The organism is Mycobacterium sp. MAC_080597_8934, assembly GCF_000523975.1.
GTDB lineage: Bacteria > Actinomycetota > Actinomycetes > Mycobacteriales > Mycobacteriaceae > Mycobacterium > Mycobacterium avium.
In genome coordinates this window covers 250,166-261,988 of the sequence record NZ_JAOS01000028.1, presented here as the reverse complement: position 1 = coordinate 261,988, position 11,823 = coordinate 250,166, and the positions used below count along the sequence as shown (strand labels likewise).

11 protein-coding genes are annotated in these 11,823 nt (G+C 70.2%); 10 read left to right on the top strand and 1 reads right to left on the bottom strand.

The genetic code is table 11. The features are described 5' to 3' along the window. Positions 1-16: 16 nt before the first annotated feature. Complete coding sequence (locus NF20_RS16370; RefSeq protein WP_031353823.1) at positions 17-841, top strand: biotin--[acetyl-CoA-carboxylase] ligase; 825 nt, start codon at positions 17-19, stop codon at positions 839-841. Between the two features lie 41 nt (positions 842-882). Further along, entirely contained in the window at positions 883-1,401 is a 519-nt protein-coding gene (locus NF20_RS16365) for a PH domain-containing protein (protein WP_009978777.1), read from the top strand. Here NF20_RS16365 and NF20_RS16360 read toward each other — a convergent pair. After that, a complete protein-coding gene (locus tag NF20_RS16360) occupies positions 1,356-2,021 on the bottom strand; it encodes a GtrA family protein (RefSeq protein WP_003874529.1) in 666 nt (221 codons plus the stop codon). The genes NF20_RS16365 and NF20_RS16360 overlap by 46 nt on opposite strands. A gap of 120 nt (positions 2,022-2,141) precedes the next feature. Between NF20_RS16360 and NF20_RS16355 the strand changes: the two genes are divergently transcribed. The 8 genes from NF20_RS16355 to NF20_RS16320 all read left to right on the top strand — a co-directional run bounded on the left by NF20_RS16355 (position 2,142) and on the right by NF20_RS16320 (position 11,820). Then, positions 2,142-3,425 (top strand): 5-(carboxyamino)imidazole ribonucleotide synthase, encoded by a 1,284-nt coding sequence (locus NF20_RS16355; RefSeq protein ID WP_023870662.1) that lies wholly within the window; start codon positions 2,142-2,144, stop codon positions 3,423-3,425. Beyond that, entirely contained in the window at positions 3,422-3,943 is a 522-nt protein-coding gene (purE, locus tag NF20_RS16350; protein ID WP_011725965.1) for a 5-(carboxyamino)imidazole ribonucleotide mutase, read from the top strand. Before NF20_RS16355 ends, purE begins: the two co-directional genes overlap by 4 nt. An 18-nt stretch (positions 3,944-3,961) precedes the next feature. Continuing rightward, entirely contained in the window at positions 3,962-5,131 is a 1,170-nt protein-coding gene (locus NF20_RS16345; protein WP_003878960.1) for an acyl-CoA dehydrogenase, read from the top strand. Positions 5,132-5,386: 255 nt separating this feature from the next. Beyond that, positions 5,387-6,532, top strand: a complete 1,146-nt coding sequence (locus tag NF20_RS16340; RefSeq protein ID WP_033711588.1) for a PP2C family protein-serine/threonine phosphatase — start codon at positions 5,387-5,389, stop codon at positions 6,530-6,532. Next, positions 6,529-8,136, top strand: a complete 1,608-nt coding sequence (locus tag NF20_RS16335) for a sensor histidine kinase (RefSeq protein WP_033711575.1) — start codon at positions 6,529-6,531, stop codon at positions 8,134-8,136. The genes NF20_RS16340 and NF20_RS16335 overlap by 4 nt, the downstream gene beginning before the upstream one ends. Then, positions 8,133-8,573, top strand: a complete 441-nt coding sequence (locus NF20_RS16330; RefSeq protein WP_003874535.1) for a response regulator — start codon at positions 8,133-8,135, stop codon at positions 8,571-8,573. Before NF20_RS16335 ends, NF20_RS16330 begins: the two co-directional genes overlap by 4 nt. 133 nt (positions 8,574-8,706) lie before the next feature. After that, positions 8,707-9,807 carry a phosphate ABC transporter substrate-binding protein PstS gene (gene pstS, locus NF20_RS16325; protein WP_033711576.1) on the top strand — a complete coding sequence of 367 codons (1,101 nt, stop codon included), beginning with the start codon at positions 8,707-8,709 and terminating at the stop codon, positions 9,805-9,807. A 42-nt stretch (positions 9,808-9,849) separates the two neighbouring features. Next, positions 9,850-11,820 carry a serine/threonine-protein kinase PknD gene (locus NF20_RS16320; RefSeq protein WP_033711578.1) on the top strand — a complete coding sequence of 657 codons (1,971 nt, stop codon included), beginning with the start codon at positions 9,850-9,852 and terminating at the stop codon, positions 11,818-11,820. The last annotated feature ends 3 nt before the right edge of the window (positions 11,821-11,823 follow it).

Here is an 11,823-nt window from a genome sequence, read left to right as displayed (position 1 = left end):
TTCTAGGCTGGGTCCGGTGACCGACCGAGACCGGCTTCGAGCCCCGTTGGACGCCGCCGCGCTGCGCGCCGAACTGATCGGCACCGGGCTGGGCTGGCGCCGGCTCGACGTCGTCGAGCAGACCGGCTCCACCAACGCCGACCTGCTGGCGCGCGCGGCGGCGGGCGACGACGTCGCCGGGGCGGTGCTGATCGCCGAGCACCAGACCGCCGGGCGGGGGCGGCACGGCCGGGGCTGGTCGGCCACGCCGCGCGCCCAGGTCACCATGTCGGTCGGGGTCAGCGTCGTCGACGTCCCGGCCGCCGGGTGGGGCTGGCTGCCGCTGGCCACCGGGGTGGCGGTGGTCGACACGGTGGCCCCGTTGCTGCAGCCGGCGGGGGTGGCGGTCGGGCTGAAGTGGCCCAACGACGTGCTGGCCGGGCCGGCCGGCTCGCCGGGCAAGCTGGCCGGAATCCTCGCCGAGGTGTCCAAGCCGGTGGTGGTTATCGGCTTGGGGCTCAACGTGACTCAGTCCGCCGACGAGATCGACGGCCCCGGCGCCACCTCGCTGCTCGACCTCGGGGTGGCCGCGCCGGACCGCACCGCGCTGGTGTCCGGGCTGTTGCGCGAGCTCGGCCGGCGCATCGTCAGCTGGCAGGCCGCGCGCGGGGCGGACTGGGCGCTGGCCGCCGACTACCGGGCCCGCAGCCTGACCATCGGCACCCGGGTGCGCGCCGACCTGCCCGGCGGCAAACACATCGAGGGCACCGCCGGCGGCATCGACGACCAGGGCCGGCTGTGTCTGGACAGCGGCGGGCAAACCGTCGTCGTCGCCGCCGGCGACGTGGTGCATCTGCGCTAGCCGCACCCGCCCGGCACCGGGCCCGGCTAAGGTCGGCGGGCATGGGCTACCCGGATAACGTTCTGGCCGCCGGCGAACACGTCATCGTGCACCGCCACCCGCACTGGAAGCGGCTGATCGGGCCGGTGCTGGTGCTGATCCTCGGCACCGGGTTGGCGGCGTTCGGCTCGGGTTACCTCGACTCGACGCACTTCGAGCAGCTCGCCAAGAACATCATCCACGGCGTGATTTGGGGGATCTGGCTGGTGATCGTCGGCTGGCTGACGCTGTGGCCCTTCTTCGGCTGGCTGACCACCCATTTCGTGGTGACCAACCGGCGGGTGATGTTCCGGCACGGCGTGGCCACCCGCACCGGCATCGACATTCCGCTGGCCCGGATCAACAGCGTGGAGTTCCGCGACCGGATCACCGAGCGGATGCTGCGCACCGGCACGCTGATCATCGAGTCGGCGTCACAGGATCCGTTGGAGTTCCACGACATTCCGCGGCTGCGCGAGGTGCACGCGCTGCTGTATCACGAGGTCTTCGACACCCTGGGCTCGGAGGAATCGCCCAGCTGAGTCAGCCGGCCGGCCCGGTTGCGCCAGGCCCGCAACAGCGTGACGTTGCCACCGTCGTCCTCGAACGCGTCCTCGAAGATCTCGGCGATACCGCCGGCGGTGAGGGCGGACTCCAGCGCCTTGTCGGGGTCGCGGGCGAACTGGTCGGGGAATACCCAGCGCCGGAACGCCCAGAACCGGAACGCCATCTGCAGCAGGTTGCCGATGATGTAGGCCGAGATGAAGTCGGCGACGTTCTCCACCGTCAGCGACACCGTGGGCTGGCGCAGCTGCAACACGTAGCTGGAGAACCACAGCGGCGCCATAGACAGCAGCACCCCGACCCCGCTGAACGCGAAGAACAGCAGCGCCTCGTGGTGACGCTCGCGGCCGCCGCGATTGCGGAAGCTCCATTCCCGGTTCAGCACGTAGGACGCGATGACCGCCACGATGCCCGCGATCACCTTGGCGGTCACCGGTTTGGGCTCCAGAATGGTGAGCTTCAGCGTGTAGAAAATCGCCGAGTCGATGACGAATGTGGTGCCGCCGACGATGGCGAATTTGATCAGCTCGTGGTGGCGTAGCAAATAGGGCTGCAAAAGCCTGGGCAAACGCGCGATCGTGGCTTCGGCGAAGGACACAACACGTCAGTCTACGGACGGACACAAAATCGACGCAAAATCGTACATAACAATTCTGTGTCAGCCCCGCTCAACACGGCGGCCGCCGGCATTTAGCACCCGGTTGTTCGCCGTGACACCATGATGGCCGTGCCGAGTACCCGCCCGCCGGGCGCCGCCTCCGCGAAAGCGGCGCCCCGAGCCGTTCCCCGCGCCGTCCCCGTCGTCGCCATGGTCGGCGGCGGCCAGCTCGCCCGGATGACCCACCAGGCCGCGATCGCGCTGGGCCAGTCGCTGCGGGTGCTGGCCACCGCCGCCGACGAGTCGGCCGCGCTGGTCGCGTCCGACGTGGTGATCGGCTCGCACACCGACCTCGAGGACCTGCGCCGGGTGGCCGCGGGCGCCGACGTGTTGACCTTCGATCACGAGCACGTGCCGGGCGAACTGCTGGACAAGCTGGTCGCCGAGGGCGTCAACGTGGCGCCGCCGCCGCAGGCCCTGGTGCACGCGCAGGACAAGCTGGTGATGCGGCGGCGGCTGGAATCCCTGGGTGTGCCGGTGCCGCGGTACGCCGAGATCAACAGCCTCGACGAGCTCGACGCCTTCGCCCGGCGGGTCGGTGGCCCGGTGGTGGTCAAGGCGGTCCGCGGCGGCTACGACGGGCGCGGCGTGCGGATGGCCCGCGACCCGGTGCACGCCCGGGAGATCGCGGCCGCCTTCCTGGCCGACGGCGTGCCGGTGCTGGCCGAGGAACAGGTGAGCCTGCGCCGGGAGCTGTCCGCGCTGGTGGCCCGGTCGCCGTTCGGGCAGGGCGCGGCGTGGCCGGTGGTCGAGACGGTGCAACGCGACGGCATCTGCGTGCAGGTGATCGCGCCCGCCCCCGGCCTGGGCGAGGACCTGGCCGCCGACGCGCAACGGCTGGCGCTGCGGCTGGCCGGCGAGCTCGGCGTGGTCGGCGTGCTGGCCGTGGAACTGTTCGAAACCACCGACGGCGCGCTGCTGGTCAACGAGCTGGCGATGCGCCCGCACAACTCCGGGCACTGGACCATGGACGGGTCGCGCACCGGCCAGTTCGAGCAGCACCTGCGCGCGGTGCTGGACTATCCGCTCGGCGACACCGACGCGCTGGCGCCGGTCACCGTGATGGCCAACGTGCTGGGCGCCCGGGAGCGGCCGCGGATGAGCGTCGACGAGCGGCTGCACCACCTGTTCGCGCGCATGCCCGACGCCCGGGTGCACCTGTACGGCAAGGGGGAACGCCCCGGCCGCAAGGTCGGTCACATCAACTTCCTCGGCGACTTCCCCGCCGCCGACACGGCCGGGCTGGCCGCGCTGCGGCGGCGCGCCGAGCTGGCGGCGCACTGGCTGTCCCACGGGCAGTGGACGGACGGATGGGACCCACACGAACAGGAGCGGCATCAATGAGCGTGACCGAAGCTCCTCGCGTCGCGGTGATCATGGGCAGCGACAGCGACTGGTCGGTGATGGCCGACGCCGCGGCCGCGCTGGCCGAGTTCGACGTGCCCACCGAGGTGCGGGTGGTCTCGGCGCACCGCACGCCGGGGGTGATGTTCGACTACGCGCGCGACGCCGCCGGGCGGGGCATCGAGGTGATCATCGCCGGCGCCGGCGGCGCCGCCCACCTGCCCGGCATGGTCGCCTCGGCGACACCGCTGCCGGTGATCGGGGTCCCGGTGCCGCTGGGCCGGCTGGACGGGCTGGACTCGCTGCTGTCGATCGTGCAGATGCCCGCGGGGGTGCCGGTGGCCACCGTCTCCATCGGCGGCGCCCGCAACGCCGGCCTGCTGGCGGTGCGCATCCTCGGCGCCTCCGACCCGGGGCTGCGGGCCCGCATCGTCGAGTTCCAGACCCAGCTGGCCGACAGCGTGCGGGCCAAGGATGAGGCGCTGCAAAGGCTGCACGGTAAAGTTACCGGTCAGTAGCACTAGGAGGCGTTAGAGATGGCTGGATGGGCCGGAAACCCCGACTTCGATCTGTTCCAACTGCCCGAGGAGCACCAGGAGCTGCGTGCCGCGATCCGGGCGCTGGCGGAAAAGGAGATCGCTCCGCACGCCGCCGACGTGGACGAGAACTCCCGGTTCCCGCAGGAGGCGCTGGAGGCGTTGAACGCGGCGGGGTTCAACGCCGTGCACGTGCCGGAGGAGTACGGCGGGCAGGGCGCCGACTCGGTGGCGGCCTGCATCGTCATCGAGGAGGTTGCCCGCGTCGACACCTCGGCGTCGCTGATCCCCGCGGTCAACAAGCTGGGCACCATGGGGCTGATCCTGCGCGGCTCCGACGAGCTGAAGAAGCAGGTGCTGCCGTCGATCGCGGACGGCTCGGCGATGGCGTCCTACGCGCTCTCCGAGCGCGAGGCCGGCAGCGACGCGGCGTCGATGCGCACCCGGGCCCGCGCCGACGGGGATGACTGGATCCTCAACGGCGCCAAGTGCTGGATCACCAACGGCGGCAAGTCGAGCTGGTACACGGTGATGGCGGTGACCGATCCGGACAAGGGCGCCAACGGCATCTCGTCGTTCATGGTGCACAAGGACGACGAGGGTTTCACCGTCGGGCCCAAGGAGAAGAAGCTCGGCATCAAGGGCTCGCCGACCACCGAGCTGTACTTCGAGAACTGCCGCATCCCGGGCGACCGGATCATCGGCGAGCCGGGCACCGGCTTCAAGACCGCGCTGGCGACGCTGGACCACACCCGGCCCACCATCGGCGCCCAGGCCGTCGGGATCGCGCAGGGCGCGCTGGACGCCGCCATCGCATACACCAAGGAGCGCAAGCAGTTCGGCCGACCGGTCAGCGACAACCAGGGTGTGCAGTTCATGCTCGCCGACATGGCGATGAAGGTGGAGTCGGCCCGGCTGATGGTGTACCACGCCGCCGCCCGCGCCGAGCGCGGCGAATCGCACCTGGGGTTCATCTCCGCGGCGTCGAAGTGCCTGGCGTCCGACGTCGCGATGGAGGTGACCACGGACGCGGTGCAGCTGTTCGGCGGCTACGGGTACACGCAGGACTTCCCGGTCGAGCGGATGATGCGCGACGCCAAGATCACCCAGATCTACGAGGGCACCAATCAGATTCAGCGGGTGGTGATGTCGCGGGCGCTGTTGCGCTGAGCGTTGCGCGTGGCTGTTGGGAAAAGCCCAGCGGTACCGCATAGGATTTCCCCGGGTGGGTGAAGTTCAGACCGACGGTCGGTAAACAGGCACCGGCCACCCGTCCACGCACCGCCACACAGCAATGGGTCTCATCGCGGCCAGGGGGTCTGCAGTGCAGAACGTGACTTCCCATGCCCGTCCACAGATGGCCGGGAATTGATACCAGCGCAGGCCGCGGTCACGCCGGCCGCGCAGCGGCAGTCACTGAAGCCGTTGTCGGTGTTGTTGGTCGAGGACGACCGCGGCGACGCGGTGCTGGTGGAGGAACTCGTCACCGACGCGGTCACCGACATCCGGGTGGTGTGGGCGCAGTCGATGGCGCACGCCGAACGCGAGCTGGAATCCACCCGGCCCGATTGCGTGCTGCTGGATCTGCACCTGCCCGACGCCAGCGGGATCGACGCGTTGAACCGCATCGCCAAGCTCGACGCCACCGTCCCGATCGTGGTGCTGACCGGGCTGAACGACGAGTACTTCGGGGCCTCCGCGGTGGCCGCCGGCGCCCAGGACTACCTGGTCAAGGGCCGGGTGGAGCCGGAGATGCTGCGCCGCGCGCTGCTGTATGCGATCGAGCGCAAACGCGCCGAGCTGATCGCCGCCGACCTGCACGCCACCCAGCTGCGGGCCCGGGAGAACGCGCTGCTGGAACGCGGGCTGCTGCCCTCCCCGCTGCTGCTGGACGACCCGGGCGTGGACATCGTCGCCCGGTACCGGCCCAGCCGCGAGGACGCGCTGCTGTGCGGTGACTTCTACGACGTGGTCCAGACACCGGATCGGGTGGTGCACGTGCTGATCGGCGATGTCGCCGGGCACGGCCCGCACGAGGCGGCCCTGGGGGCGGCGCTGCGGATCGCGTTCCGAGCACTCACCCTGGCCGGCGTGCACGGCGTCGAACTGATGCGCCAGCTGGAGCGGGTGCTGCACTCCGAACGCACCGGCACCGGGATCTTCGCGACCGTGCTCAGCCTGGAGATCTCGCCGCAGCGGCCCGAGGTCAGCGTCATCCGCGCCGGCCATCCGGGGATGCTGCTGCAGGGCGGCGGCACCGTGGAATGGGTCGAACCGCCGGGCGGGCCGGCGCTCGGGCTGCGCGCCGACGACTGGCCGCGCCACCAGCTGCGGCTGCCCGCGGGGCACGGCCTGCTGTTGCTCACCGACGGGCTCTACGAGGGCTATTCGGGGCAGGGGACCCAACGGCTCGGCGAGGACGGCCTGCTCGCCCTGGCCCGCTCGCAGGTCGATCGCCCCGGCCCGGCGTTCGTCGACGCCCTGATCGACGGCGCCCAGCGACTGGCCCAGCCGCGCGGCGGCCTCACCGATGACATCGCCGTGCTCCGCGTCGAGAGGACCATCACGTGACCGCGCCGCGTCCGCTCCGGCTCATGCAGCTGACCGTGCGGGGATGGCTGGCCCTGGTGCTGTGGATCATGGGCACGACGGTGCTGATCGGGGCGCTGGTCGGGGCGGTGCTGCTGCACCGCACCGACCAGGTGTCGCGGCAGGTGGCCGACGGTGTCGGGCCGTCGCGGGTCGCGGCGGCCCGGCTGCAGGCGGCGCTGCGGGACCAGGAAACCGGCCTGCGCGGCTACCTGATCGCCGCGGACCGGCAGTTCCTGGCGCCCTACTACGACGGGCAGCGCACCGAGCAGGCGGCCGCCGACGAGATTCGCCGGCTGGTGGGCGGCAACGCCGGCAACACCGAGCTGATCGCCGACCTGGACGCGGTGGAGTCGGCCGCCGCCGACTGGCGCACCAACTACGCCGAACCCGTCATCGCCAGCGTCACCCCCAGGGCCCCCGCCGTCGTCAGCGCCCCGACCGCCGACCTCGGCAAGGCCAAATTCGACCATCTGCGAGCGCTTTTCGAGACCCAGAACACGCACCTGGCGCAGGCGGCGGCGAATGCGACCGCCGAGCTGCACGAGATCAACGGCTGGCGCGACTGGGTGCTGGGTGCCATGGTGCTGGCCATTTTGGGGACGGGCCTGTTCCTGGGCTTGTTCAGCCGCGCCGCCATCACCCGCCCGATCGCGCAGCTGGCCGCGTCCTGCCGGCGCATCACCGAGGGCAACTTCGCCGAAACGATCGTTGCGCCCAAGCGGCCCAAGGATATTCGCGACATGGCCATCGACGTGGAGAACATGCGCAAGCGCATGGTCGAAGAACTCGACGTGTCGCGGTCGGCCCAGGAGCAGCTGGACGAGCAGGCCGCCGAATTGCGGCGCTCCAACACCGAACTCGAGCAGTTCGCCTACGTCGCCTCCCACGACCTGCAGGAGCCGCTGCGCAAGGTGGCGTCGTTCTGCCAGCTGCTGGAGCGCCGGTACGGCGACCAGCTCGACGAGCGCGGCCTGGAGTACATCGGGTTCGCGGTCGACGGCGCCAAACGGATGCAGGCGCTGATCAACGACCTGCTCACCTTCTCCCGGGTGGGCCGGCTGGGCACCACCGAGGCCGAGGTGCAGCTGGATGCCACGCTGGACGCCGGCCTGGCCAACCTGGCCGCCGCCGTCGAGGAAACCGGCGCCGAGATCGTGCGCCCGGCCGAACTGCCGCGGATCGTCGGGGACCCGATGCTGCTGACCATGTTGTGGCAGAACCTGATCGGCAACGCGATCAAGTTCCGGCACAAGGATCGCCGGCCCCGCGTCGTCATCGAATGCGCCCCCGGCGAAGGCACCCACGACGGCGAGTGGCTGCTGAGCGTGTCGGACAACGGCATCGGCATCCCGGAGGAGTTCTCCGACAAGGTCTTCGTCATCTTCCAGCGGCTGCACGGCCGGGAGGTGTACGCCGGCACCGGGGTTGGCCTGGCGTTGGTGAAGAAGATCGTCGAGCACCACGGCGGCACCGTCCGGATCGACACGTCCTACACCGACGGGACCCGATTCGAATTCAGTTTGCCCATGCCCGGACCCGTCGACGAAACGGACGCAGTCGCTTTGGAAGGAGCGCAGCAATGACAACGGCCGGTAGAGCCATCGACATCCTGCTCGTCGAGGACGACCCGGGAGACGAGCTGATCACGCGAGAAGCCTTCGAGCACAACAAACTCAACAACAGGCTGCACGTGGCGCACGACGGCGAGGAGGGCCTCAACTACCTGTACCGGCGCGGTGAGTTCGCCGACGCGCCGCGGCCCGACCTGATCCTGCTGGACCTGAACCTGCCCAAATACGACGGCCGCCAGCTGCTGGAGAAGATCAAGTCCGACCCCGACCTGGCCCAGATCCCGGTCGTGGTTCTCACCACCTCCTCGGCCGAGGAGGACATCCTGAAGAGCTACAAGCTGCACGCCAACGCCTACGTCACCAAACCGGTCGACCTGGACCAGTTCATGAAGGCGGTCCGGCAGATCGACGAGTTCTTCGTTCAGGTGGTGCGGCTGCCCAGCGCCTGAGCGCCGGCCGGTCCCGGGCGTGCGCCCGGCACTCATTCACCCCTTATTCACCTCTCAGCCTTTGTCAAGGGTTTGTATATTCACGATTGATTAACTTTTGGTGGCCCCGGCCGTCGGGGGCGGGAGGAGTTGCGTGAGTTTCGCTCGATCTGGCGCCGTACTGAGCCTGCTGGCCGCCGCCGCGTTGACGCTGACGGGGTGCGGCGGCGACTCCAAGTCGTCGTCGGGGTCGGGCGCGCACGTGGACTGCGGCGGCAAGAAGGTGCTCAAGGACAGCGGGTCCACCGCCCAGCAGAACGCGATCGAGCAATTCGTCTACGCCTACGTCCGGGCCTGCCCGGGCTACACGCTGGACTACAACGCGAACGGCTCCGGCGCCGGTGTCACGCAGTTCCTCAACAATCAGACCGACCTCGCGGGTTCGGATATCCCGCTGGACCCCACCACCGGCCAGACCGACCGGGCGGCGGCGCGGTGCAATTCGCCCGCCTGGGACCTGCCGACCGTGTTCGGGCCGATCGCGGTGACCTACCACCTCACCGGGGTGAGCGGGCTCAAACTGGACGGGCCGACCGTCGCGAAGATCTTCAACGGCGCCATCACCAAGTGGGACGACCCGGCGCTCAAGGCGGTCAATCCGGGCCTCAACCTGCCGTCGACGCCCATCGCGGTGATCTTCCGCAGCGACAAGTCCGGCACCACCGCCAACTTTCAGAAGTACCTGGACGGGGCGTCCAACGGCGCCTGGGGCAAGGGCACCAGCGAGATGTTCACCGGCGGCGTCGGGCAGGGGGCCAGCGGCAACAACGGCACCTCGGCGCTGCTGCAGAACACCGAGGGGTCGATCACCTACAACGAGTGGTCGTTCGCGGTCGGCAAGCAGCTGAGCATGGCGTCGATCATCACCTCGGCGGGGCCGGACGCGGTGCCCATCACCAAGGAGTCCGTCGAGAAGACCATCGCCGGGGCCACCTTTCAGGGGCAGGGCAAGGACCTGGTGCTGGACACCTCGTCGTTCTACCGGCCCACCCAGCAGGGCGCCTACCCGATCGTGCTGGCGACCTACGAAATCGTCTGCTCGAAATATCCGGACGCGGCGACGGGGTCCGCGGTGAAGGCGTTCATGCAGGCCGCGATCGGTCCGGGCCAGGACGGTCTGGACCAGTACGGTTCCATCCCGCTGCCGGGTTCGTTCACGGCAAAGCTGTCGAGCGCGGTCAATGCGATTTCCTGACGACGCGACTGAACGTGACGGACGAGCGAAGGAGGCTCGACGGTGAGCGATAACGGGCCGGCCGCGCAGGTCGGGTCGTGGTTCGGCCCGTACCGCCTGGTGCGGCTGCTGCGCCAGGGCGGCATGGGCGAGGTGTACGAGGCCGAGGACACCCGCAAGCACCGGCTGGTGGCCCTGAAGCTGATCTCGCAGCAGTTCTCCGGGAACCCCGAGTTCAGCGCGCGGCTGCAGCGCGAGGCCGACATCGCCGGACGGCTGACCGAACCGCACGTGGTGCCGATCCACGACTACGGCGAGATCGACGGGCGGTTCTTCGTGGAGATGCGCCTGGTCGACGGCATCGATCTGGGTTCGCTGCTGCACCGGGAGGGGCCGCTGGCCCCGCCCCGGGCGATCGCCATCATCCGCCAGGTCGCCGCCGCGCTGGACGCCGCGCATGCCGCCGGGGTGACGCACCGCGACGTCACGCCGGGGAACATCCTGGTCACCCCCAGCGACTTCGCCTACCTGGCGGACTTCGGCATCGCGCGGGCCGCGTCCGACCCGGGGCTGACCCAGGTCGGGACGGCGATCGGAACGTACTACTACATGGCTCCGGAGCGGTTCACCGACGACGAGGTCACCAACAGCGTCGACATCTATTCGCTGGCCTGCGTGTTGACCGAGTGCCTGACCGGGGTGCCGCCGTATCGGGCCGACACGGTCGAGCGGCTGGTCGCCGCGCACCTGACGAAGACGGCCCCGCCGCTGAGCCAGCTGCGCCCGGGTGCGTTCCCGCCCGCCCTGGACCGGGTGATCGCCAAGGGCATGGCCAAACGCCCCGAGGATCGCTACCGCACCGCGGGCGAATTCGCCGCCGCCGCGCACGAGGCGCTCACCACGTCCGAGCAGCGCAAGGCCGCCACGATCCTGCGCGACGGCCAGATCGCGGCCCTGGGCGCGGGCGCGGCCGAGCAGCGCTCGACGCACTGGCCGGAGTCGTTCGCCCCGTCGCCGAGCGCGGAGACCGTCGTCGGCCCGTCGCCTGCCCGGGCGGGCGCCCCCAGCTCGGGGCTGATCCGCGCCGCCCCAACGGGTTCCGGCCGCGTGTATGCGCCCGGCCCGGACTTCGGGCGTCCCGTGGCCCCGACCGACAACAAGCGCAAACAGTGGATCATCGTCGGCGCCGTCGCCCTGGTCGCGCTGGTCGCCTTCGTGGTGGCGGTCGTCGGCTACCTGTCCACCGCATCGTCGGGACCCGCGAAGCAGGCCGGCGGCCAAAGTGTGTTGCCCTTCAACGGCATTGACTTCCGCCTCTCCCCGGGCGGCGTGACGCTGGACGGCGCCGGCAACGTCTACGTCACCAGCGAGGGCATGTACGGCCGGGTGGTGAAGCTGGCGGCCGGCTCGGGCGCCACGACGGTACTGCCGTTCAACGGGCTCTACCAGCCGCAGGGGCTGGCCGTCGACGGCGCCGGCACGGTCTACGTCGCCGACTTCAACAACCGGGTGCTCAGCATGGCCGCCGGCTCCAACTCTCAAAAGGAGCTGCCCTTCAGCGGTTTGAACTACCCGGAGGGGGTGGCCGTCGACAGCCAGGGCGGCGTGTACGTCGCCGACCGCGGCAACAGCCGGGTGCTGAAGCTGGCGGCGGGATCGCAGAACCAGACGGTGCTGCCGTTCACCGGGCTGAACAACCCGGACGGGGTGGCCGTCGACCCGGCGGGCAACGTCTACGTCGCCGACACCGACAACAACCGGGTGGTGAAGCTCGACGCCGCGTCGAACACCCAGTCGGAGTTGCCCTTTCACGACCTGTCGGTGCCGTGGGGCATCGCGGTGGACAACGGCGGCACCGTCTACGTCACCGAGCACGACAAGAACGACGTCATGAAGTACCCGCCGGGCGCCACCAGCGGCACCGTGCTGCCGTTCACCGCGCTCAACACGCCGTTGGCGGTGGCGGTGGACAGGGACCAGAGCGTCTACGTCGCCGACCGCGGCGACGACCGGGTGGTCAAGCTGGCGCAGTGAGGC